At 38.7% G+C, this 25,070-nt stretch carries 24 protein-coding genes and 1 other RNA gene; 3 read left to right on the top strand and 22 right to left on the bottom strand.

From position 1 onward, the window contains the following. The first annotated feature begins 219 nt into the window (after nt 1-219). Nucleotides 220-408: a hypothetical protein gene (locus L2716_RS07145; protein WP_236333153.1), complete on the top strand. Its 189-nt coding sequence runs from the start codon at nt 220-222 to the stop codon at nt 406-408. 38 nt (nt 409-446) lie between these two features. On the opposite strand, the gene L2716_RS07150 is transcribed toward L2716_RS07145, so the two are convergent. The 3 genes from L2716_RS07150 to L2716_RS07160 all read right to left on the bottom strand — a co-directional run bounded on the left by L2716_RS07150 (nt 447) and on the right by L2716_RS07160 (nt 1,958). Next, complete coding sequence (locus L2716_RS07150; RefSeq protein ID WP_236333155.1) at nt 447-1,082, bottom strand: FMN-dependent NADH-azoreductase; 636 nt, start codon at nt 1,080-1,082, stop codon at nt 447-449. 130 nt (nt 1,083-1,212) lie between these two features. Then, on the bottom strand, nt 1,213-1,440 hold the full coding sequence (locus tag L2716_RS07155) for a DUF3892 domain-containing protein (RefSeq protein WP_236333157.1): 228 nt from the start codon (nt 1,438-1,440) through the stop codon (nt 1,213-1,215). Between the two features lie 137 nt (nt 1,441-1,577). Then, nucleotides 1,578-1,958, bottom strand: coding sequence for a VOC family protein (locus L2716_RS07160; RefSeq protein WP_236333159.1), 381 nt, complete (start codon nt 1,956-1,958; stop codon nt 1,578-1,580). Between the two features lie 250 nt (nt 1,959-2,208). Here L2716_RS07160 and L2716_RS07165 point away from each other — a divergent pair, with 250 nt between their 5' ends. Then, a complete protein-coding gene (locus L2716_RS07165; RefSeq protein WP_236333161.1) occupies nt 2,209-3,579 on the top strand; it encodes an LVIVD repeat-containing protein in 1,371 nt (456 codons plus the stop codon). A 59-nt stretch (nt 3,580-3,638) separates the two neighbouring features. Here the strand turns inward: L2716_RS07165 and L2716_RS07170 are convergent, their stop codons facing one another. The 7 genes from L2716_RS07170 to L2716_RS07200 all read right to left on the bottom strand — a co-directional run bounded on the left by L2716_RS07170 (nt 3,639) and on the right by L2716_RS07200 (nt 11,086). After that, nucleotides 3,639-3,935 carry a hypothetical protein gene (locus tag L2716_RS07170; protein ID WP_236333163.1) on the bottom strand — a complete coding sequence of 99 codons (297 nt, stop codon included), beginning with the start codon at nt 3,933-3,935 and terminating at the stop codon, nt 3,639-3,641. A 12-nt stretch (nt 3,936-3,947) separates the two neighbouring features. After that, nucleotides 3,948-4,484: an HAD-IIIA family hydrolase gene (locus tag L2716_RS07175; protein ID WP_236333165.1), complete on the bottom strand. Its 537-nt coding sequence runs from the start codon at nt 4,482-4,484 to the stop codon at nt 3,948-3,950. A gap of 23 nt (nt 4,485-4,507) precedes the next feature. Continuing rightward, the gene (locus L2716_RS07180; protein ID WP_236333167.1) at nt 4,508-5,389 is read right to left on the bottom strand and encodes an alpha/beta fold hydrolase; all 882 of its coding nucleotides are present in this window, start codon (nt 5,387-5,389) and stop codon (nt 4,508-4,510) included. 135 nt (nt 5,390-5,524) lie between these two features. Further along, nucleotides 5,525-5,797 (bottom strand): hypothetical protein, encoded by a 273-nt coding sequence (locus L2716_RS07185; RefSeq protein WP_236333169.1) that lies wholly within the window; start codon nt 5,795-5,797, stop codon nt 5,525-5,527. 164 nt (nt 5,798-5,961) lie between these two features. Then, nucleotides 5,962-8,397, bottom strand: a complete 2,436-nt coding sequence (gene parC / locus L2716_RS07190) for a DNA topoisomerase IV subunit A (protein ID WP_236333171.1) — start codon at nt 8,395-8,397, stop codon at nt 5,962-5,964. Nucleotides 8,398-8,400: 3 nt separating this feature from the next. After that, the gene (gene parE, locus L2716_RS07195; protein ID WP_236333174.1) at nt 8,401-10,374 is read right to left on the bottom strand and encodes a DNA topoisomerase IV subunit B; all 1,974 of its coding nucleotides are present in this window, start codon (nt 10,372-10,374) and stop codon (nt 8,401-8,403) included. Nucleotides 10,375-10,675: 301 nt separating this feature from the next. After that, the gene (locus tag L2716_RS07200; protein WP_236333175.1) at nt 10,676-11,086 is read right to left on the bottom strand and encodes a CoA-binding protein; all 411 of its coding nucleotides are present in this window, start codon (nt 11,084-11,086) and stop codon (nt 10,676-10,678) included. 196 nt (nt 11,087-11,282) lie between these two features. Between L2716_RS07200 and L2716_RS18305 the strand changes: the two genes are divergently transcribed. Further along, nucleotides 11,283-11,408, top strand: a complete 126-nt coding sequence (locus tag L2716_RS18305; protein WP_268963958.1) for a hypothetical protein — start codon at nt 11,283-11,285, stop codon at nt 11,406-11,408. A gap of 25 nt (nt 11,409-11,433) precedes the next feature. Here L2716_RS18305 and L2716_RS07205 read toward each other — a convergent pair whose 3' ends face one another. The 12 genes from L2716_RS07205 to L2716_RS07260 form a co-directional block, all read right to left on the bottom strand. After that, on the bottom strand, nt 11,434-12,957 hold the full coding sequence (locus L2716_RS07205; protein WP_236333178.1) for a carboxypeptidase M32: 1,524 nt from the start codon (nt 12,955-12,957) through the stop codon (nt 11,434-11,436). Nucleotides 12,958-13,140: 183 nt separating this feature from the next. Further along, a complete protein-coding gene (locus L2716_RS07210) occupies nt 13,141-13,332 on the bottom strand; it encodes a hypothetical protein (protein WP_236333180.1) in 192 nt (63 codons plus the stop codon). A 53-nt stretch (nt 13,333-13,385) separates the two neighbouring features. Further along, complete coding sequence (locus tag L2716_RS07215; protein WP_236333182.1) at nt 13,386-14,537, bottom strand: THUMP domain-containing class I SAM-dependent RNA methyltransferase; 1,152 nt, start codon at nt 14,535-14,537, stop codon at nt 13,386-13,388. Between the two features lie 150 nt (nt 14,538-14,687). After that, nucleotides 14,688-15,081, bottom strand: an RNA gene (gene rnpB / locus L2716_RS07220) — RNase P RNA component class B. A 69-nt stretch (nt 15,082-15,150) separates the two neighbouring features. Next, a complete protein-coding gene (gene gpsB, locus L2716_RS07225) occupies nt 15,151-15,456 on the bottom strand; it encodes a cell division regulator GpsB (protein ID WP_236333185.1) in 306 nt (101 codons plus the stop codon). 102 nt (nt 15,457-15,558) lie between these two features. Further along, nucleotides 15,559-16,128, bottom strand: a complete 570-nt coding sequence (locus tag L2716_RS07230; RefSeq protein ID WP_268963959.1) for an SLOG family protein — start codon at nt 16,126-16,128, stop codon at nt 15,559-15,561. 155 nt (nt 16,129-16,283) lie between these two features. Beyond that, nucleotides 16,284-16,583, bottom strand: coding sequence for a CotD family spore coat protein (locus L2716_RS07235; RefSeq protein WP_236333187.1), 300 nt, complete (start codon nt 16,581-16,583; stop codon nt 16,284-16,286). Nucleotides 16,584-16,947: 364 nt separating this feature from the next. Continuing rightward, nucleotides 16,948-18,189 (bottom strand): ribonuclease H-like domain-containing protein, encoded by a 1,242-nt coding sequence (locus L2716_RS07240; RefSeq protein WP_236333189.1) that lies wholly within the window; start codon nt 18,187-18,189, stop codon nt 16,948-16,950. Beyond that, on the bottom strand, nt 18,173-20,467 hold the full coding sequence (locus L2716_RS07245; protein ID WP_236333191.1) for a DEAD/DEAH box helicase: 2,295 nt from the start codon (nt 20,465-20,467) through the stop codon (nt 18,173-18,175). Before L2716_RS07245 ends, L2716_RS07240 begins: the two co-directional genes overlap by 17 nt. Before the next feature lie 139 nt (nt 20,468-20,606). Further along, nucleotides 20,607-21,458, bottom strand: coding sequence for an enoyl-CoA hydratase/isomerase family protein (locus tag L2716_RS07250; RefSeq protein WP_236333193.1), 852 nt, complete (start codon nt 21,456-21,458; stop codon nt 20,607-20,609). 18 nt (nt 21,459-21,476) lie between these two features. Beyond that, the gene (locus tag L2716_RS07255) at nt 21,477-22,973 is read right to left on the bottom strand and encodes a sodium:solute symporter family protein (RefSeq protein ID WP_236333195.1); all 1,497 of its coding nucleotides are present in this window, start codon (nt 22,971-22,973) and stop codon (nt 21,477-21,479) included. 100 nt (nt 22,974-23,073) lie between these two features. Then, nucleotides 23,074-25,053, bottom strand: a complete 1,980-nt coding sequence (locus L2716_RS07260) for an AMP-binding protein (protein ID WP_236333197.1) — start codon at nt 25,051-25,053, stop codon at nt 23,074-23,076. Nucleotides 25,054-25,070: the final 17 nt, after the last annotated feature.

Below are 25,070 nucleotides of genomic sequence, written 5' to 3' on the forward strand. Positions count from 1 at the left end.
AAGTACTGAGTTCCCCAAGAGAGAGCCGAAGTTCCCCGAGTCATCGTAAAAGTTCCACAAGTGAGAGCGGAAGTTCCCCGAGAGGAAGCGAAAGTTCCACAAGAGAACGCAACAGTAGAATAAATTATATATAATCTCCATAATTTATAAAGGGAAGTGGGCTTTTTGCGTTGAATATTAACAGGTATTCCCATTATTCATTTGGAGGAGATAGAACAAATGTATAACCATAAGGAAGGCATTCCATATAGCCAAGATCCAACATTTGAAAATGTAAAAAATGAAGATAAATTAAACGATTCGGTTATGGATTATCAAAATGGATCCGTGTCGTCTAAGCGGTCAAATTATGATTATTCTATGGTGATTCCATTAGACCAAGTACCATACAGACCACATGATGAATAACAAAAGGTTAAGCCAGATGGGCTTAACCTTTTGTTCATTTAAAATTGACTTGCGTAAGATTTCGCTTTTTCTAAAGCCGCACCTTTGATTTCTTCAAGTTTGTCAGGCATAAATGCGTGTCCTTCAATAATGATGGAATCAGTGTCAGTAACCCCTAGGAATCCCATAACTGCTTTAATATAGCGATCTCCCATTTCTAGATCTGCTGCTGGTCCTTCTGAATAAATGCCTCCACGTGCTTGAATGTGCAAGGCTTTCTTACCTTCTAATAACCCAACAGGTCCATTTTCTGTATATTTGAATGTTGATCCTGCAATAGAAACCGTATCAATGTATGCCTTCATCTTCGGAGGTACGCTAAAATTCCAAAGCGGAGTTACAAACACATATTTATCTGCGTTCTTGAACTGTTCAGTAAGGACATTGATTCTTCTTACTTTATCTTGTTCGTCTGGGCTTAATAAATCAAACTCTTGACCTTGTTGAAGCTTTCCCCAACCGTTAAATACATCTGTATCAATATACGGGATGTCATAGTCATATAAGTCTAATCGGATGATCTCATCCTCAGGGTTTTCCTCTCTATATGCTTGAATAAATTCCTCTCCAACTGCTAAACCAAGGGACTCTTCAACCGATTTAGGATTTGCTGTAATGTATAGTACTTCTGCCATGATCTTCCTCCTAAAAATTATTTTGTTACTTTTTTATAGTAACTTTATTTTTATAGTATCATAAATTATCTTGAATTCAAAATAAAATACTCGATTTATTAAAAAAGAATAAGAGCCGGTTCAACAGCTCTTAAAAGATCGGTAATCCATCTAAGTTGTTATCTTTACGGTTATCTGGATTAGATCGGATATAGGTTTCGCCATCTTTCTCCCGGACAACGCTTACGTTCTCAATTCTTTCCTCATCTACTTCCTGTATGGCTTCTTCATATGATAATTCTCTACCAGAGCTTGTTTGGAACATTTGAATCTTTCCATTTTCATCTTTCCTTACCGCTGAAAACTGTTCTTTCTCCATCAACAAAACCTCCTTTACACTTCCTAGTTTTTTCGAGATTTACGTTTATATTCACCGAACAGCGTAACTTTCATAAGTGCACACAAAAAAAACAGCAACTGACCGTAACAAGACGGTACAATTACTGTAAGTAGAAATTATTCTTCATTTGATATTAAGGCTAGAACTGCACCAGCCGGGTCCTTGATCACACAGAAGCGGCTCGCTCCCATCATTCTTGGACCATCTAAAATCTTACCGCCCAAATTCACACACTTTTGAGCACTAGCTTCAACATTTTCAACATTTACATACATGAGCCATTGTGCAGGGATATCTGAATTTGACCCTTTAGCATGACAAATGCCTGTCACGACTTCATCATCATCTTCTGGTGATTTAATATTAAAATCATGGTAATCGCCCATATCATGATTTTCTGCTTTCCACCCGACGACTTCAGAATAAAAGTCCTTTATTTCTTCAGCATTTTTTACAGTTAGGTCTCTCCATACAATTTCACCTATCTTAGCTTTCATTTGCCACCTCCAGATTGATTTTTCTTTAATTAAATATTCGTAATCCTACATACATGAACCTGCTAAAATCTAATAAATAAATTTAGTTCTATATGCATATAGAACTTTAATGTCATTTTTCATATTAGTTAATATGCCTTATTCACTTTTACATAAGATTGTACTATTCGATGTGTTTAACTAATATTTGATGTAATTTTCAAATAATTGTGTTATTTTGTTGTAAATATTTTGTATTGGAGGAATTATATTGAATAGGAGAATCGTCACGCGTTTATCTTTAGCTGGAATTATGAGTCTCTCTTTATACGCACCTTCCATCTCCGCTCATGACAACCTTGATGATGTTGCAATAGAGAAAGGCGCTCAAGAGGGTGAACTGACAAACATATCGATGCTTGAAGGGAATAAAAACCTAGAAAATTGGTACGAAGCTGCTGCTGTTCAAATTAAAGAAAATGACGGAATACAGAATTCAACTGCTGATGTTTACGCACATAAAGGATTTGCGTATCTAGGTACACATACTGCTGGAGGAGGCAACGGGGGTGTTCGTGTATTTGATCTTAAAGATCCATCTAGTCCTATAGAAATTTCAAAGTTTGCTGATGATATTCCTGGTACTTGGCAGGAAAAAGTTATTGTCAAAACCGTAAATACACCCTATTTCAAAGGTGACCTTGCTGTCGTAAGCGTTCAACAGCTTGATCGTGGTAACGCTCTCTCAAAGGGTGGTTTCCTTTTGTATGATGTGAACGACCCGTATAATCCAAAAAAATTGGGATTTTGGGAATTAGATAAACGGGTCAGAGGTACACACGAATTGTATTTAACTGTCCAAGGGAATAAGCCAGTTGTCCTCACAGCGAATCCATACGCAGATTATTATACTCATGGAGAACAAAAAGACTTTGCATTAGTGGATGTCACAAATCCAGCCAATCCACAAACCATATATGAGTTTGATCCTAGAATGCTAAATGAAGTGCCGGAGGATTTCAACGGTTATCATTGGAATTCTCCTGACGGAAAAACTCGACCTGTTTTCAACCATAGTACGATGACAGATAATACCGGGAAAACAGCATTTCTCTCATTTTGGGATTTAGGAACGATCATGCTGGATATTTCAAACCCTTATGATGTCGAATATTTAGGGAGAACTGATTTCGCACCAGATGTTCAAGGTGCTGCTCACTCATCAGCGTTAGCAAAGGGTGGAACGGTTCTGATTGAAACGCGTGAAGTATACCATCCAACTCGAGAGGGGTACGAAAGATCGTATGGCTATACACGCATTTTTGATATTAAGGATAGAACAAATCCTAAACTACTAAGTACATTCAAAACGGATTTAGTAGACCATGTTGAAGATGGTGTTACTTTTGCAAATACGGTACATGATCCTAAAGTACGTGGTAATACATTATACCTTTCACATTATGCTGGTGGAGTGAGAGCGGTAGATATTACTGACCCATCAAATCCAGAACAGATTGGGAAATATGTGCCTGAACAAGCATTCTTCTGGGGTGTTTTCATTGACCAGAATTATATTCTTGCATCAGATATGGGGCAAGGTCTTAAAGTATTACTCAAAAATAATAGTAAAAACAAATAATCATGCTTGAATCTGGAAAAGCGGCCTCTTCCTCTGAAGGAGTAAAGAGACCGCTTTTATTAACGTGAGAATAAGAATTCATATTGCACCAGTACTGTAATAATCGTTGTGATGATAAATGGGAAACCGAATGCCGCAATGGTTAAACCGATCTTACGGTTCCACCTTTCTTCGTTGGGGTCGAGGTCTTGTATGTATTGTGACCGTTTCACGAACGAGCCTAAAAAAACACCTGATAAACCGAATGTTGCAGCACTAATAATTGCAATTACTTTTAAAAAAAGTAAAGGATCGAATAACCCGAGTACTGCAAGAATCACAAGTATAACTATTCCACTCAATAAAGATATCTTCAAAGAAACATCCTTTCAACTTTCGTGTAATATCCAATGGATCGCTTCATTCAAGTCATGAGCAATGAAATCTGTTGTTACCTGATTCCAACGTCCAAAATACTCCTTATTGTGAAATTTTCGAAGAGATTCCTTCCCTGAACCAGTCTGGACAAGTATCTTAAATGATCCCGCTTCCTCAGCGGCCAACATATCCGTCCATCGATCACCAATGACGATACACTTTGAAAGATCTAAATTGTATTTGTTTGAAGCTTCAAGTAACATACCGGTTCTGGGCTTTCTACACGCACATTTTTTTCCTGGATCATGAGGACAAATATAAACGTCATCAAATCCGAACTCTTTTAGTTCTTCATCGAACTCTTCTTTTGTTGCCAATCCATTAGATATACCAGGTTGGTTTGTAAATGATAGAATCTTTATTCCATTGTCTTTCAATTGTTTGAGTGAATGTTGAACATTAGGATAAAGCTTAAAATCACCTGGATAAACGATCTCATTACCGCCACCTAATGTACCATCTCTATCTATGAATACAGCTTGTACCATCAATTGTCCTCCATTATTCTCATTCAGTAATGGTCGTGTAAAAAACGTTTAATTTTTTCATTGATTTCAACTAGATTTTCCTCAGATGGATAATGTCCCATCTCCATTGATGTAAATGCTATCAAATTATTAATGATATCCTCCGATTTCACTTTCAATTTGTGTTCCGGGAAAAACAGATCTGATTTACCTGAAATGATGAATGTGGGAGCATTGTAACTAGTTAGCTCACTTTTTTCAGTTAATTTAGGCATCTCTTGTTCAAGTTTAATGTGCTTGAAAATATCACCTATGATAGTTCTGTCACGATTTTTCATTGTGTTGGCAGACATCCTGTCAGTAATCCTTTTAAGATGCTTTTCTGCTGTATTCATACGAAATAACATTAAAGGAATAAGAACCTTCTTTACCATTTCAAACTTAGAGCCCAGACTGATTCCTGCAGGAGATACTAATACTGCACATTTGATTTTTTCTGGCATATACGAAGCAACTCTCAATATGATTCCAGCTCCGTACGATGGTCCCACAAAGGCAGATTGTTTAATATGAAAATGTTCCATAATATCAGATATCCAAATCGCAAACGATTCATCTGTTGCTGAAATGCGTCGCTCATCACTGTAACCTGGATGACCAATGGTATCTGGAGCATAGATTCGATAGGTATCCATTAAAGGTGTGAACCATGATAATGTCATGGGATTGATACAATTCCCACCCTGCAATATAATAAGCGGCTTACCGTCGATCGGTCCTGTGATTAACACATTTGTTCTTCCGTATGATGTATCAACATATTCTTTATGAATTTCATAAGGGAACAAGCTTAAATATTTGTCATAATGGTTAGTTATTATTTTTCTACCCATTTCATTTTTATAAATAGAACCGGATTTACTCATTAATACCCTCCCATCCATTAAATCGTTACCTAATACTAGATTAACAAATAAATACAAAAAGGAGGGGATTTAATTAATATTGAAAATCAAAAACCTGTCTTGTGAAAATGGACAGGTTTATTGTTTCTTTAATGTTTAGTATGCATATAAATAACTAGGACTTGCGTGTGGAAAGTAGGGTTGTTTACATTTGTGACAATAACCATGCCATGGTCTTGGTGCAGGTCTTTGCATGGGTCTACTAAATGCATATTGATATTGGGGCATAAAGTGGCTAGGCGAGTAAACAGGTCCAGACAATTTCTTCTTATCAGGATGTGATGGATATTTGTAATTCATCTGATGTAATTGTTCAACTTTCTTATAATAATCGTCTAAATTCTCATGAAGATTGTATTGTTCGAGCATGCAACGTTGTCCCTCCCTCATTGTAGATGGGTTCCTACTATATATATTCGAAGGTACAAGTTTCGAGCTTATCCCATCTACATTTAGGTGTCTGAAAATTTGGGTAAGAAAAAAGCTGAGCTCATAAGAATAAAGATCCTTCGAGTCAGCTTGGTTATCTGTTGTTATTCGTTCTCTTCCTTCTTTGTGGTCCAGACGCTAGTGACTTGTCCTGCCTGAGTTTCATCAATCATAAAGGAACCGTTACTATACCGGTCTGCCGGTCTTAATTGAGAGGGATCGATCATTTCTTCTAATCCCTTTTCAGACTGTATCTTTACGATTTCATTTTCTTTCACGTGCACGACCTTTACAATTCTATGCGGATTCGATTTCAATTCTCTTAACATGACGACACCCCTTTTAGCACGAGATGTTTTTTCAAATTCATTTTCGAGACGCATTTTCTTAACCGCTCCTCGATTAGTTATGAGAACCATTTGCGCCTTCACTTCTTTTTCTTTAACAAATCCACTGACGACGTAATCTCCATCTTTCAAGTTGATGGCTTTCACCCCTGCAGCTCTTTGTCCTACAACACTGATTTCTTCTTCTTCATACCAAAGACCGTAACCATTTCGGGTAGCGATAAATACATCTTTCTGACAATCCGTGATATAAACATCAACAAGTTCGTCATCCTTCTTCAGCTTTAATGCCATAAGCGGTTTGGAATATCGCTGTGCTTTGTAATTCTCGAGCTCTGTACGTTTAACCATACCATTCTTAGTGAAGAATACGATAAATTCGTTCGTTTTAAATTCATCTATGACCATTGAATCTACGATAAATTCATCACGATCGATGGAAACGATATTCGTTACGTGTTGACCAGCATCTTTCCATCGGATATCTGGCAACTCATGGACAGGGATATGAAGATAATTCCCTTTATTTGTGAAGACGAGTAACGTATTGGTCGTATTGGCTTGGAATGTTCTCAGCACCCGGTCTGTTTCCTTCATCCCTGGTGGTTCACCATTAGATGCGGCATAAGACCTTGGACTAGTTCGTTTCACATAACCTTCCTTCGTAACAGATACGACAACATCTTCTGAAGGTATCATGACTTCAAGGTTAATTTTTATTTCAGATATCTCAGCTTCGATCACAGAACGGCGATCATCTGCATACGTCTTTTTTACACGAGCCAATTCTTTTTTAATGACCGAAAATAATTTACGGTCACTGTTTAGAATAGATAGTAGCTCCTGAATACTCTTCTCTAATTCTTCGGATTCTTTTTGTAATGAATGTACATCTGTATTCGTTAAACGATAAAGTTGTAGCGTAACGATGGCTTCTGCTTGAGGCTCGGTAAAATCAAACTGTTGTATTAAGTTTTGCTTTGCATCCTTCTTATCTTTCGATGAGCGTATTGTTGCGATCACTTCATCAAGTACGGATATTGCTTTAATTAAACCTTCAACGACATGCTGACGATCTTGAGCTTTCTTCAGCTCGTATTTGGAGCGGTTTGTTACCACTTCTCTTTGGTGTTGAACGTATGCATCTATTAAAGATTTCAATCCCATTAATTGAGGCGTTCGGTTATGAATCGCTACCATATTAAAGTTGTAGGAAATCTGTAAGTCCGTATTCTTAAATAAGAAGTTTAATACACCCTCAGAATCTGCCTCTTTCTTGAGTTCTATGACGACTCTAAGGCCAGTACGGTCTGTCTCATCGCGCACTTCCGAGATTCCATCGACCTTTTTATCAATTCGTAGCTCGTCCATACGTTTTACTAGGTTCGCTTTGTTCACTTCATATGGAATTTCAGTAATGACGATTTGTTGTCTGCCACCACGGAGTTCTTCAATATCCGTCTTTGCACGTACAACAATTTTTCCCTTACCAGTTTGGTAAGCTTGTTTAATGCCTTCTAATCCTTGGATAATTCCACCTGTTGGGAAGTCAGGACCTTTAATCACGGTCATTAATTCATCAACTGAGCACTCAGGATGATCGATTTGCATCGTAACTGCATCAATTACCTCTCCTAAGTGGTGAGGAGGGATTTCAGTCGCATATCCAGCTGAAATTCCTGTTGAACCATTCACTAATAGTCCAGGGAAAAGTGCTGGTAGGACGACAGGCTCTTCTTGGGTATCATCAAAGTTCGGTGTGAAATCGACCGTATTTTTATCAATATCCTTCAAAAGCTCTGAAGCAATGGGAGAGAGCCTTGCTTCTGTATAACGCATTGCAGCAGGTGGATCTCCATCAACGCTCCCATTATTTCCATGCATTTCTACCAATACATTACGCACTTTCCAGTCTTGACTTAGCCTAACCATCGCATCATATACGGATGTATCCCCGTGTGGGTGATAATTACCGATTACATTACCAACGGTTTTGGCAGACTTTCGAAATGGTTTATCAGCTACGTTTCCTTCATGATGCATTGCATAAAGGATTCTCCGTTGTACTGGCTTTAAGCCATCGCGTGCATCAGGTAAAGCACGTTCTTGAATAATATATTTACTATACCGGCCGAAACGATCACCGATAATATCTTCTAATGGTAAATCTAAATATTTCTCTGCATTCGCCAAAGCTTATTCCTCCTCAACTACAGCCAAGTTCTCGTTTTCTAAGATGTTTGTTTCTTCGTCTAATCCGAAAGCAACATTCGATTCAATCCATTTACGTCTAGGTTCAACTTTATCACCCATGAGGACAGATACCCGACGTTCAGCCCTTGCAATATCTTCTATCTTTACTCGAATTAACGTTCGGGTTTCGGGATTCATAGTTGTCTCCCACAACTGGTCAGCGTTCATCTCACCAAGACCTTTATAGCGCTGAATCGTATATCCTTTTCCTACTTTTTTCATGGCTTGTTTGAGGCCTTCTTCATCCCAAGCGTATTCAATAACTTCTTTCTTTCCTTTGCCTTTACTTATTTTATATAGCGGTGGTAAGGCAATATACACTTTCCCAGCTTCAATCATCGGTTTCATGTAACGGTAAAAGAAAGTAAGTAATAGGACTTGAATGTGTGATCCATCCGTATCAGCATCCGTCATAATGACCACTTTGTCGTAATTCGCATCTTTTATTGTAAAGTCAGCACCTACACCAGCACCTATCGCATTGATCACTGTTCTAATTTCTTCGTTTTTAAAAATATCTGCAAGCTTCGCCTTCTCCGTATTGATTACTTTTCCTCGAAGCGGAAGAATTGCTTGGAACTTCCTGTCTCGACCCTGCTTTGCAGATCCACCCGCTGAGTCACCCTCTACAAGGTATAATTCATTTTTACTAGGATTACGAGAAGATGCTGGTGTCAATTTACCACTCAACATTGAATCTTTCCTGTTCTTCTTTTTGCCATTTCGCGCATCCTCACGTGCTTTACGTGCAGCTTCACGCGCTTGTGCAGCCTTAACGGACTTTCGAATAAGCATTTCACTTACTTTTGGATTTTCCTCTAAGAAGTAATTGAGTTGCTCTGATACGACAGCATCAACAGAAGAGCGCGCATCGCTAGTCCCTAATTTACTTTTCGTCTGTCCTTCAAACTGGAGCTTTTCTTCTGGAATTCTTACTGAAACGATCGCAGTTAGACCTTCGCGGATGTCCGATCCGTCTAAGTTCTTCTCTTTTTCTTTAAGCAGTCCAGTCTTTCGAGCATACTCATTAAAGATACGTGTCATGGCAGTCTTTGATCCTGACTCATGTGTACCGCCATCCTTGGTTCGGACATTGTTCACAAATGACAGCATATTTTCCGAATAACCATCGTTGAATTGGAAAGCAAACTCTACTTCAATGGCATTTTGAAAACCTTGAAATGAAACCACTTGATGCAAGGTGTCCTTTTCTTCGTTTAAATAATCAACAAATGCCTCGATACCTGTATCAAATTGAAAAACGACCGTTTCGTTATCATTCTTCCGTAGATCAGATAATTCGATTTTCATTCCTTTTAGTAGAAAAGCAGCTTCTCGGAGTCGCTCGCTTAACGTTTCATAATTGTAATTAGTCGTTGAAAAAATGGTTGGGTCAGGTTTGAAGTGGATGATTGTACCTGTTTTTCTCGTAGAACCAATCTTTTCTAACGTCGTTGCAGGCTTTCCTCCATTTTCAAAACGTTGTTTATATGTGACACCATCACGATGAATGGTTACTTCAAGCCATTCTGACAATGCGTTTACAACGGATGCACCTACACCGTGAAGTCCACCACTTGTTTTGTAACCACCTTGACCAAACTTTCCACCTGCGTGGAGCACAGTCAAAATGACTTCTGGAGTTGGTTTGCCTGTTTTATGCATACCAGTCGGCATACCTCTTCCTTCATCTGTTACGCTAATGCTATTATCATTATGTATTTTCACATTGATGGCATTACCGAATCCTGCTAATGCTTCATCAACTGCGTTATCAACAATTTCATATACAAGATGGTGTAGACCGCGGCTGTCTGTACTCCCAATATACATACCAGGTCGTTTACGGACAGCTTCAAGACCTTCCAACACCTGTATGGCATCATCATTATATGTAAGGTGTTCTTTAGTAGCCATAACCCTCGTGCCCCTTTCAAAACTCAAACAAATCATTTTTTATTTGTATCGTACCAGAACATTTGTTCACATACAACGTAAATATCTGTCATGTTGTACACCTATTCTATCGGTTGTACGTACATTTATCTTTATTTCCGCCCACAATAACCCATTATATCATACGGTTTTTTACGCTCTATCTTTATATTATCATTCGTTTTGCCCAATTGAGTGGTTTTCATTCAAAATCTTGATCTTTAAAGCAATTTTGTGAGCAAAATATAAATGAACCACCCTTATCCGAGTGGTTCACATTACTCTACATGGAAGCATGCTCAACTTTTATACATCGATCCATCACTATAGTCGTGTTACTATCTTTTAGGATATTTGGAACATCCTCATTCAAGATTCCTAACTGAGCCCAAAACACACTCGGTTCAATCTCCTTAACTTCTTCAGCTATTGCAGGTAATTCTTCACTACGTCGGAATACATTCACGATATCTATTGGTCCATCAATATCCTTTAGGGATGCATATGCCTTCAATCCCATCGATTCTTCAATCGTCGGATTGACAGGGATGATTTCATAGCCTTGATCCTTCATATAGCGTGCAACCTGATAAGAAGTTCGTTCAGGTTTGTTTGAAAGTCCTACAACCGCAATTCGTTTCTTCGATTGTAAGATATCTTTAATTGTGGCTTGATCTGGATTTTGAAAAGTCATGATTACCACTCCCAAGTTAAGTATATACATCTAACTTTCACTAAATTGATAAATTAAAACACATATATAAATAAATTCGGTTAAATATCTACGTATCCTGCTTATCTCAACAATATTCTGTTGCATTTTTCATTAACGAACATATATTGTAATCAAGAAAGGATTTTGCACACACGCAAAAAAGGAGGTATTCACAATGTCTAATCATTTAAAGAAAAAGCTTTCCTACTATACTTGGTTACTCAGTTTTCTTTCAATTATCGATGAGAAAGAAAAGGAGGAGATCTTACAAAAGATCCAAGGAAGAAGCCCCCATTTCTAAATAGAAATAAGGACTTTTAAAATGATTACTTAATTTTATATACGTCTCGGTATTTGTCGGACAAATACTTAATTAAATGTTCCGCATTTAGTCCTTCCCCAGTAACATCATTAATAATCTCAATCGGTTTCTTCATCTTTCCGTGTTGGTGTACATTTTTCGTCAGCCATTCTTTGATTGGTAGTAAATTACCTTCTCTTAGCTTTTGATCGAAATCAGGTAAGTCCTTTAACATCGCATTCTTTAATTGAGCTGCGTAAATGTAGCCTAATGCATAGGAAGGGAAGTAGCCAAAATCTCCGCCAGACCAGTGAATATCTTGTAGCACACCTTCAGCATCATTCTTCGGTTGAACACCTAAATATTCCTTCATTTTCTCATTCCATATTTCAGGTAAATCCTTGACTTCCATTTGGTTGCTAAACAACCCTTTCTCAATCTCATAACGGATGATGATATGAAGCGGATACGTCATTTCATCTGCCTCTATACGAATTAACGATGGCCCTGCTACATTAATCGCTCTATAGAAGTCATCCATTTTGATTTGATCAAATTGTCCGTTTGAAAAGGATTTGAAGCTGTCGTAATTATGCTCCCAGAAAGAATAGTTTCGACCGACAAAGTTTTCCCAAAATAAGGATTGTGATTCATGGATCCCCATCGAGGTTCCACTACACAAAAGAGTTCCGATTAACTCATCACTAATGTTCTGTTCATATAAGGCATGCCCGCCCTCGTGAATCGTACCAAATACAGCCGTTCTGAAATCAGACTCATCGTACTTTGTTGTAACTCGAACATCTCCTGGATTCAACCCAATAGCAAATGGATGATTCGTTTCATCAAGACGTCCCGCTTTAAAATCATATCCCATTTGTTTGAGGACATGCATGCTGAAATCTTGTTGCTTGGAGGCTGGGAATGACTCAAATAAGAACTTTGTATGAGGCTGATGCTTAGAATCAACTACATCCTTAACGAGCGGAACAATCGCTTCTCTTAATTGATTAAACACGCGATCAATGGTATCCACATTCACACCAGGTTCATACAAATCCAATAATGTATTATAAGGATGGTCTTTATATCCCCAATAATTTACGAAATTCTTCTTAAATCCTACAAGTTTCTCTAGGTAAGGTTGTAACATGGAGAAATCGGAATTTGCCTTTGCTTCTTCCCAAATATTTTCAGCCTTAGATTGCGTAATGATATATTCCTTATATTCATCTTCAGGAATCTTCTTATTTCGTTCGAATTCCTGTTTCGCCTCTTCAACAGCTTTTTTTGTAATGGGTGTAAGGTCGGAATGGAGTGAAGGATCTGATAATGAATCTAAACACTCTTTCATCTCTTTTGAAGTAGAAAGCTTAAATACCTCCGAAGATAACATACCAATGACTTCTGAGCGCTGCTCTACACCTTTTTTGGGTGCCCCTGTTCGCAGGTCCCACACCATTAATCCAATTGCTTCATTATAACTTGTGATTCGTTGAGTTAAATCTCTGAATTTCTCTTCTGTTTTATGTACCGTTGTATTCGCCATTCAATTCAACCCCCATTTTTATTGATTATGATTAAAATAGTCCATCCTACATATTAGACGTAGAACGATTAAACCCTTTTAAATAATATGAATTGTATTAAATTTAATAAATAAGTACGGTACGGTACGTGAAAATTATTATAAAAATAGCCAACTCCAATAAAAGAGGAGTTTGGCTGTTTTCTAGTACTTATTTTGAACGTTTGCATATTTGCTCATGTTCAATTGGTACCCTGATTCGAATGATATTGCTTCATGTAATTGAGATTGAATATCGGTACAAGCTGTGGAATAGCATGGATCCTTCCCGTTGATATCCTCTAAGGTTTTCATGGCCTTACAAACTTTTTCGATATCTGAATATCGTTCATACATATATGAACCACCCTACCTTTCTTCCCTAATAGTATGGGTGGTTCTTTGTTCAATTAAACCTCTACATGCTTGCGAGGAGGCTTTCTACCGAAGTATTGATAGTAGTGCGTTTTCAAATCGCCATTATAGAGCTTTCGCTTCTTAGAAGCTTTCTTTCCGTATAATTGTTCAAAGCCTTCATGAGAAGTTAGAATGTACAATGACCAAGTATCTAACGCTCCAAATACTTGTCCTAACTCGCGATACAATTTCTCAACATAATCTCTTTCGTTCAAACGTTCCCCATAAGGTGGATTGCCGATTACATACCCGTAGTCAGATTTAGCTCTGAAATCTTTCATCTGCATCTGTTTGAATTTAAGTTCACCTTCAAATCCAGCTTCAGCAGCGTTATTTTCAGATAGCTCGATCATTTTATGATCAATGTCACACCCCATAATATCAACTGGGAGATCAAAATCAGCGATATCATGTGCTTCCTCTACGGCTTGATACCAAAGCTTCTTATCAAGCCATGACCAATTTTCTGCAGCAAACTCACGATTAAGGCCAGGTGCAATCTTCTTAGCAATCATTGCAGCTTCAATCGGAATCGTACCTGAGCCACAAAATGGGTCTAAGAAAGGTCGATCCGCTCGCCAGTTTGTAAGTTGTATTAATGCGGCAGCAAGTGTTTCCTTAAGTGGCGCTTCATTATGAAGGTATCGGTATCCACGTTTATGTAGACCCGTGCCACTCGTGTCGATCGTTAATGTGGCGATATCTTTATGAAGGGCTACTTCCACCCGATAAAAGGCTCCATTCTCAGAAAGCCACCCATCTATACCATACGTTTCCTTCATCTTTTCTACGATTGCTTTCTTAACAATTGCCTGACAGTCAGATACACTGAAAAGTTTCGACTTAACAGAGCGTCCTATGACTGGGAATTCTGCGTTTTCCGGCAAAAAATCTCCCCATGGAAGTGCTTTCGTCTGTTCAAATAACTCTTCAAATGATAAAGCTTTAAATGAGCCAATTTTCAACTTAATCCTATCTGCAGTTCTTAACCATAAGTTCAACCTAGGAATTGCCCTCTCGTCCGCTTCAACAATAATTTTCCCATTTTCTACTTGTACCTTCTCATATCCAAGCGATTTCACTTCATTCGCTACAATTGATTCTAAACCCATTGCTGCTGTTGCGATCAACGTTATCGGTTTCATCTATTAAGACCCCATTCTTTATGTAAGCTTGTTTTTTCATTATACCCGAATCGAGAAAATTGCTTCAATGAGCAACTCATGACCCTATACAGATTGTTAAATATTTTAGTAAAATAAAAAAGCCCTCAAAAGTGGGCTTTCGGTCTACCGTTTTGTAAGCCATGTTCTGTTCCCTGTACTCAGTCAGAGCAATGCTCCTCGTACGAGGGTGGTAATCATCTATCTTCAGATGTTCTCCAACATCTGCCCTTCTCTTCGTTTAATTCCTCCAAGAAGGCTCCCCTACCATAATTTGGGTTTCTCGCTCGTGGGGTTTACCTCGTTCCACTCCCGCAGTTTCCTGAAGGACTTCGTCACTGTGGCACTTTCAAAGTATTCACACCATATCAAAGACTTAGGTGTTTTCCCTGCCGTTACTCCAGTCGGAACCAGAGTACCCTAACTTATGATTTCATTAGGCACGAACATTACAATCATCTCAGACTGTGCGAGCATGGACTTTCCTCTATACTCCCTTAAAGAAGTACAGCGATTACCCAAACGGTATGACCGCAAGAGTCAGACTTCATTATACATGACACCTATTTCGTTTTCAATGTAAATTAAACCCAAATCAATCGTAAAGCTTACTTCCAAATACGTGTTTCTCCAAATTGGACAGTCGTTTTAAGATATCATAATTCGTAATTCCCGCACCATTTCCTTGTTGTTTCGGTTGTTCACCTGCACGCTGAACTTCTTTTCTCAGCTTCATATTTTCTTCGTTCAGACGATCAATTTCTTTTTGATACTGTTCATAATCCTTTATTATGACGTCTAGGAACTGATCTACTTCGTCCTGGTCATACCCACGGAATCCGGTTTTGAAATCCTTCTCTAAAATTTCTTTAGAAGACAATTGCACTCGTTTATTTTCCATTTTTACAGTCACCCCATTATCAATCATTCTTTATTTGTTCATTCGCAATTTTTCATTTCTATCCATCATTATACCAATTTAAACAAAATATTCATCTATTGATTATGTTGCCCAATCATTCATATTTGATTTCTGCTCATCAATATAGTCATTAATATCAAAAAAAGAAATGGATAGTATAGGATATTCGTTGCCATCCTCCTGATATTTGTGCGCCGTTTTCAAATAATATTCAGGGTATCCTGGCTGATCCGTGTCATACAGTACGATAAGTGCATCCGTTTTTTGGATGATAAACTGGTTACAAGCCTGTAGCTGCCCTGGATTCTCATAAGGTCGTTTCGACACACTATCGACGAAATCAGCTTGTGAAAGAATTTGATGATAATATTCTTGTGAGGGTTCCTTCCACTTCTGTTCTTGGTCTTCAAATGGTGTAAGAACTGCTAAATTTAATTCTGGGTAGTCTTCCTTCAATTCGAGCACAACTTCACCCGTCCAAAGCTCAACCCCTTGTTGACCAGTAATAACAACCCATTCTAAGCCCTCATCAACTAACTGAATGATTCTTTTTTTCATGACACCTTTTATGTAGGGAATCGCTTCATGTTTAGGTGTGAAAATACCAAGTTCATGGGCTTTATATCCCGTTATAGCAACAACTTTAATCATACAATAAATAACTCCTAACACGAAAAGCATAGTGCTCTTTTACAGTGTATCACATGTGTATATACAAAATTTGTTGAAATACAGCTAGTTTATCAAAAAAATTCATAAGAAAAAAGAAAACACGAACCGAATAAGCTCGGTTCGTGTATACTAAATTACCATCCGAAACCTGGACGTGGACCATAGCCTCCACCTGGACCACCGGGGCCTCCACCATAGCCTCCACCTTGTTGACAACCGCATTTAGGTGGTACCATACAGTGTTTGTGGTGAGTTTTACAGCATGACTTCGTACAGTGTTTCTCCATATGCTTATGCTCATAAATATTGTGATGGACATGTTCTTCTATTACCGGATGGATATGAGGCACGACTTTGTAATGACAAAAATGCTTGACACACTTCTTTGGTGGATGAACCACCGGACACATCATTTGAGGTTTTTTACATTGCATCCCATACATTCTCCTTTAAAAGTATTTGTTACGTTTGAGATATTGTATGAGAATGACAAGAGACTTGTCTGAGTAAATCGCCTTCTTTCTTCATTATCTGGTAAAAATGGTCAAGCACCTACGCTCATCAAGTATACAGTCATGCCGATCATTAGAAAGAATAAAGGAACAACCATCCTTCTCAATGTCGGATTCCCCCTACTCATGTAAAGTTTCATCCTCGATAATGGATGTTTTCGACAATATTTTCAATATCCCCGAAATAAATGACTCATAATGTAAAAAAAATCCCGGTATATCACGAAAATAATCGTATTTTGCGCTTACCCGGGGAATATCGACCTGTTTTTATTTCCCCATATTTTTACCCTAATTTCCCTTTTAGTCTTTTGATTCTTTTTTGAAAAGCAAGTCGAACCTTCTCATCATTATTTCTAACGATTCTATTTGTGTTTTTCCAAGTACGATAGGCATTTTCAGCAAAAGATAAAGCCATATCATAATCTTTGTATTTATGTTCATAAATTTTTGAGAGCTCCACGAAAGATTCAGAATCTTCTTTCTCTTTTAATGATTCTTTCCAATATACCTCCGCATAAATCTCATTTTTCTTCTTTTTGTAGAGTGCTGCAAGCGCTTTTTTTGATTGAAATGAATGGGTTGTATCTAAGAGTCTTTTATATCTGATTTCTGCTTCAGCTAAATCACCGACAGCTTCAAACCATTTTGCAATCTCGTATTGCTCTGTCACATTTAATGAAGGATGGTTTCCATCTAGAACAACTTTAGACAAGTGGGTATATAATGCAATCAATGTTATTACATCCAATTCATTATGCTCGAATACACCTTTTAAGATAGTTGGATCGTTTGATCGTAAGAATTCGAAATAAAGCATAGGCGCTAAGTAACCAGGTGTATCTTCCTTTCTTTCTATGTTTAATAGCTCCTGCTCAACTACAGAAAGACGGAGTGACTCATACGTTTTTTTCCAAACCCTTCTAGATGCATGTAACAAATCGAAATGGCCGAAGGCTGGGAGTTGTGGAACCACGTCTCTTACTAAGGTGTGTCGCGTTTTCACTTGTGGCCAGTCAAATGCTTTTCCGTTGTATGTGACTAAATTACTCATCTCCTCCACATCAGACAGAAAGTGATGGTATAAGGCTACCTCGTTTCCTGGTCCAGGCAAGAAATATTGCCGAACTTGTATGGCTTGATCAACAATTCGAGCAATACCTAGCAAAAAAATTGTATTGCCAGCACCCGTTCCTAAACCGGTCGTTTCCGTATCAAAGAACAAGAGATCTTCGACTTTTCTCCCATTTGCAGAGAGCGGATGATGTTGTGGTCGTTCGTTCCATCGTTGAACCGTATCGTATAGATCTTTTACTTGATAAGGTCCTATACGATCGTTTTGATCATACAGTCGTTCACGCACGATACAATGTTGGTCATCAAATGTCGCCTTCTCGCCTAAAAATCCATCCCATTCTTGCATCGTTTCTGAGACGCTTTCATTGCTAGCTTGCTTCTGGACCGTTTGCTCACTTCCAACATGGGTCAATTCTTTTTTAAAACGATTCAACTTATTTTGTAATGACATCTCTCGAATCGTTCCTTCCTTCCATTAAAAATCGTAATGCTAGGTCTTTCATATCGTTGTATTGCATTTCGTTTCCTACACATGAAGGACAACCTTTCTCACATGGGCACTTATTAATAAGTCGTTCTGCTTCAATGATAATATCCGATAAGTGTTCATACACATACTCACTAAGTCCGATCCCTCCTGGGTACCGATCGTAGAAGAAGATCGTCGGTTTTTGAGAATGTGACGCCTTCACTTGTGGAACGACATGTAAATCACTAACATCACACATGACGAATAGTGGAGCGACATGGCGAAGCACGTTTGAAATGCCTACTAACCCTTCTTCAAGCTCTTGTTCCGATAAACCTTTCACCAATTCATCTGAAAAGCTCACCCAAGTAGAAGAAGTATGAAGTTCTTCTTCAGGTAGTGTGATGGGTCCGGATCCGATATTTTCATGAGTCCCAAACTTAATTTTCTTAAAGATCGTTGCCATCGCATTCACGGTGACATCCCCATAACCGATATGAGCATTTGGGTAAGATTTATTCTTATCTTCTTCTAATACTTTAAGGGATACTGCTAAATTTGCATCAGTGTAGTAATCAACATCAACTTCACGAATAAAAGCCTTCTTTTCTTCGTAATCAAGCTTTTCTACTTGATATTGAACACCTTGATGAAGATAGATCGCTTCCTCGTGTAGAAGTGTCATCGAACTGAAACGATCCATCTCTCCAATGACTTGAACGTTTGCCACATTTGATTGATCAATGATGACTACGTTCTCTTGTGATGCAGAGCGTAAACTAATGTTGTGTGCAGGGAAAGAGTCATTCATCCAATACCAGCGGTCCCCTTGCTCATGGAGTACGCCTTCTTCAGTCAGAAAGTACATAATTTCATCAATTTCTACGCCATCAAATGTTTCATTATGCTGAAATGGAAGCTCGTATGCTGCACATTTCAAATGGTCAACGAGTATCAATAAGTTGTCAGGATTAATTCTTGCTGTTTCAGGGTTTCGATTAAAGAAATAATCTGGATTTTGAATAATGTATTGATCTAGTGGCGAAGAGCTAGCAACCAGCACAACCACTGACTCGTCCTGCCTTCTACCTGCACGGCCCCCTTGTTGCCAAGTACTCGCAATCGTACCAGGGTAACCGTTCATAATGCATACTTGAAGTTGACCAATATCAACGCCTAACTCAAGGGCATTCGTACTCACAACACCTATGATTTCTCCATTTCTGAGCCCCCGCTCAATTTCCCGCCGCTGCTTCGGCAGATAGCCGCCGCGATAGCCTCGAATTGATTTGTTACCAATCTTTCTTTGAATCAATTCTTGTAGGTAAGTAAGAAGTATTTCAACTCGAACACGGCTTCTGGCAAAAACAATCGTTTGCACTTCATTCTCCAAGAATAATGAAGCGAGTTTCTTGGATTCTAAAGTGGCACTACGTCGAATATTAAGTGATTTATTGACTATTGGAGGATTGTAGAAGACAAAATGCTTCCTTCCAACTGGCGCACCGTTATTATCAATCAACCGAACTTGTTCTCCGGTCAGCTTTTCGGCCAATTCCTTAGGATTCGCAATCGTTGCAGATGTACAAATAAAAGTAGGCTGGCTACCATAATATGCGCATATCCGTTTCAACCTGCGAATTACATTTGCAACATGACTCCCAAATACACCTCTATATGTATGGAGTTCATCGATGACAATATATTTTAAATTCTCAAACAGAGATACCCATTTCGTATGGTGAGGTAAGATTGCTGAATGCAACATATCCGGATTTGTCATGACGACGTGTCCGGCTTTTCGGATGACTTGTCTAATGTTAGATGGGGTATCTCCGTCGTACGTATAACTTTTGATTTCTATGTCGATTTCGTCTATGAGTTCGTTCATTTCACTTTTCTGATCTTGAGCAAGCGCTTTTGTTGGAAAAAGGTAAAGTGCGCGACTGCTTTCATTTTCCGCCACCTCTTGCAAAACAGGAAGATTGTAGCAAAGTGTTTTTCCGGATGCAGTAGGTGTAACAGCCACGAAGCTTTCCTGATTACGAGCAGCTTCAACAGCAGAATATTGGTGAGTGTATAATCCATTAACCCCTCTATTCATTAACGCTTGACGAATTTTGGGATGGATATATTCAGGAATGTCAACTGAGCTCCCAGCCTTTTCAGGAATCGTTTTCCAATGTGCTATGTTTGAAGCAATTGAGTCCTCTTGGTTCATCACTTTTAGAATTTCATTCAAGTGTTTTCTCATTTTCATACCGTTCACTCCATTCTATTTTCTATTTTATCGAATAAACGTTCGTAGGAAAAGAGTTTGTGGCTAGAATGGTAATATTAGGCCCTGTTTTAAATAAAGAAAAGAGCTTCGGGTCAACGAAGCTCCTTCTCATTACACTTTAATTATCCACTTGTTTACTTACCTCATCTAGAAACCCTTTCAAACCTTCGTTTTTAATTAATGAACCGATGCCTTCGATTTCAGTTTCTGTATTGAGGAAAAACATGGAAATTGCTACTTCTACGTTATAATCTAGTGCATCCCGCAGGCCTTGTATTTCATACGTTTTGTTGACCGATCTCTTGGTCAGTTTTACTGCTGATGAGGGGAGTTTGGATATACGCCTAGCAAGTCCTGTTACCTCTGTTTCAAGTTGTTCCTTTTCGACCACCTTATTAAAAATACCAGCTTCTTTTGCTTCATAAGCATCTAGTATATCACCTGTAAGCAAAAGTTCCTTCGCTTTGCGAATGCCTACAACCCAAGGCATCATCAATGTTGGTGGTGCTGCTCCGAATCGGATTTCAGGTTCACCGAACTTTGCCTCATTTGATGCAATTGCTAAATCTGTACTCAAGACCCAGTCAGCAGCTCCCCCTAGAGCATGACCACTAACCGCTGCTATTGTAAGTTTTTTCAATGACCATAGCTTGATACTGACCCGTAACAACGATTCAAGATGCGCTCTCCATACTTCAGATGGTTGCTCGCCAATCGGTGATGGATAATTGAACGCCTCCTTCAAATCGACACCAGCAGAGAAATGTTCCCCCGCTCCTTTAATGATGACAACCTTTACTTCTTGATCTTTTTCAAGTAAATCTAGTGCTCTTTCGACCTCATGTGCTAATGAGTCTTTTATTGAGTTTAATCGATCAGGGCGGTTAAGGGTAATGGTTCCGATACCATCTTCAATTTGAGATAAAATGTATTTAAAATCCTCTGTTCTTGTTAAAGTTGACGATGTCATTTAAATTCACTCCTTCTATTATTTGAAAGTATGGGTAACGTAACTGATTTGAGAACGCGACATCGATGTCACATAACTAACAACAATCATAGTTACAATACCGATCACAGAACATATAAATAACGCAATGTAAATGTTCTCAATGAGTTGAAATCCAGTAAACCAAATATACGATCCTGAGCCTGTGATAACAGATGAGATTGCCCCATATCCATTTCCTTTCTCCCAGTAATATCCGAGAATAATCGAACCGAAGGTCCCGCTAATAATTGCTGAAAAACTAAACTGGATTAACAATGCAAGCGAGTCTGGTGGGTTGATTGATAAATAAAGTGACAGCAAGCCTACTAAGAAAAGTGACCATTTAGCTCCTAATACAGCTTTTTGGTCAATGCCATCCGTAGACAGCGAAGAATACTTAGCGAGAAGTGGTTTAATTAAATCATTTCCAATGCTAGATGTGACCGTCACATACAAACCATCTGTACTAGATAATATGGCAGAGAGTAAACCAATCATTAATAATCCGACCACAATAGGAGGAAAAGATTCCATGAGATATACAGGAATTGCTTGATCCATTCTACTGAGGTTTGGGGATATCACTCTCGCTGCTAGTCCACCAAAGACCATTAATGACGTTATGAAAAAAAGGTGAACCCCTGCTGATAGCGTAAAAGGTCTCAAATCCTCTTCCTTCTCAAGCGTTAAAAACTTATTTGCTAATTGAGGTGTTAAGACAAAACCAATCATTAAAAATTGGATGGTTAATAGAGCCATTACACTCCCATAAGGTCCTCCTTGTGAAAAAGCATTTGTTAAGTTTGGATCAATCGCGGCTAGTTTGTTTTCCAGTCTGTTGAACATTGAGAGCCCACCACCAATCGTCCAAAACAAGGAGGCAAATACAATGACGCCTGTCAAAGACATTAATATCCCTTGAATACCGTCCGTAATCACTTGAGCGAACATGCCCCCAAGGCGGATATAGAAAACTGTGATCACAACACCGATCACAATCCCCCATAAATACGGAATCCCGGTAATGATTTCAAAAATGGTTGCCATCCCTACATTTTGTCCGACAATATAGTAAATGTTGAATAACAATAGAATCGAAACGATCATCTGTAGCGATTTGCTATTGTATCTTTTTCCAAGCCATTCAGGGAGCGTTGCAACACCTCCTGCCTTCTTATGTTGACGCCAAAAGTTTTTCGCGAGGAAAAGTAGAGCGATCCAAGCTACGCCAAATGCTCCGAGAATGTACCAAAACACCGAGAGACCATATTGGTAAGCTAGCCCAGGAACACCTAAATATAAATTTGCACTAGCAAATGTTGCTGAGAAACTTGCCCCAACGATCCATGGGGCAAGCTTACCTTCCGCCGTTGCAAAACCCTTCATCGTTCTACTGTGTTTCTTTCCTTTATTTCCAATCCAAGAAAGAACACCTATATAAATGAGGAAGAGTACACCAACAATGACTAAAACATAGCTCGGTAAAGTACCCATTCTTACAACCCTCCTTTATCTTGTTTCGGATATAATTTATTCCATAGCCATAAGCCGATCACCCAAAATATGATAAGTCCAGTTAGGTAGAATGTAAGCATCAGGTCACTCCTTTATCTAATAGTTTGTCAGATGTGAATTCGACTAAAATATTTGGATTAGCAATTGTAGAAATATCACCTATTTGTTCATTTAAGAACACATTTTTGATCACTCTTCGAACGATCTTCCGGCTTTGGGTGCGGGGAAAATCTTTAACAAAGAAGATAAACGTTGGTTTAAGTGGTTTACCTAGTTTTTCAGCAACTGTGTTCACTAATTCATTTCTAATGAGCCCTTTATCAAGCTGTTCACCCTCATTTTCTAAGGTCACAAATCCGATGATGGATTGGCCTTTTATATCATCAGGTATGCCGATAACTGCGGCTTCCTTAGCTCGGTCATGATTGGTTAACACTTCTTCAATTTCAGTTGGACCAATTCGCTTTCCAGCTACCTTGATCGTATCGTCCGCTCTGCCCTTGATATACCAGTAACCTAAGTCATCTATAGACACGAGATCTCCGTGGACCCAAACGCCTGGCCACTTATTCCAATACGTATTTAAGTACCGGTCATCATCTTGCCAAAAAGATTTGGTCATTCCAACAAATGGTTGTTGGACAATCAGTTCTCCAGTTTTATTTCTGACGGGTTGCTGATCTTGATCAACCACTTCCGGATCAATGCCAGGTAATGGTCCATGAAATGAGGAAGCTTTTAAAGGCATCGTTGGATAGCAGCCAATAATGCCTCCACCAGCTTCCGTACCTCCTGAATAATTTATGATCGGACAACGGCTTTCCCCAACTTGTTCAATTAACCATGTCCATGATGCTTGATCGATTGCCTCTCCAGTTGAACCTATAATTTTCAATGACGAAGTATCATAGGATGGCAGTGTTTGGTCACTATGAGTCTTTCTCAAGGTTCGAACAACCGTTGGCGCCATCCCAATATGAGTTAAGCGATGGTCCTCAATAAGCTGTAAAATTCGCCCATTTTGAGGATAATTAACATCTCCTTCATAAAGGACTGCTGTACAATGAAATAAATTTGCACCAATTAATAACCATGGCCCCATAATCCAACCGATATCCGTCATCCAAAATAGCTTGGCGTCCTCTTTAACATCGAAGCAGAAGTACATATCAATGGCGGTTTTAATGATGAAACTACTATGTGTATGGACAGTTCCTTTTGGTTTCCCTGTTGTCCCAGACGTATAAATGATTAAGTAAGGATCCGATGCCTTTGTTTCATGTGTGATTAATGTTGCTCCTTTTGACGCTAGAACATTTTCGTAATGTCGATCTAATCGGCGTTTCGTAAAGTTTGTATGGGTATGATTAACGACAACTACATGTTCAACCGAAGGGGATAGATCTACAGCTCGATCGGCAATTTCTTTCATCGGACTTACTTTTCCTTTTCTAATAGAACCATCGGCAGTGATCAATACTTTACATTCACTATCGTTCAGACGAGTTGTAACAGCATCTGCCCCGTACCCTGAAAACATCGGTACAGCGATAGCACCTAACTTCGCACATGCATATAACGCAATTGCAGATTCAATAATCGGAGGTAAGAAAATACCTATTCGATCCCCATAACCTACTCCTAATCGTTGTAGGCCTAAAGCGAAGCGACTGACATGTTCATCTAATTCCTGATAAGTTAGTCCCTGTTTGCTACCGTCTTCACCTTCCCAAACGATCGCATTTTTCGTATTGCATTTTGTTAGATGTTTCTCTACACAATTTTTATAAATGTTTATATATCCGCCTTTAAACCATTCAGTGAAAGGTGCACCATTTGATGATTCAGATATTCTGTCAAAAGGTCTGTCCCATTGAAAATGAAACGTCTCATTGATCGCATTGTAGAACCAATCCTGATCTTCAGCAGCCTTCTTTATGAGTGCTTGGTAATCTGAAACCCCATAACGATTTGTGAATGCCGTTAAGTTCGCTTCATCTATCTGATTCTGATTCGGACGCCAAATTACTTGATCTGATCCGTAAAGTTCCAAACTCATATTGATTTCACCCTTTC

The sequence above is a fragment of the Pseudalkalibacillus berkeleyi genome (assembly GCF_021608225.1).
GTDB lineage: Bacteria > Bacillota > Bacilli > Bacillales > Fictibacillaceae > Pseudalkalibacillus > Pseudalkalibacillus berkeleyi.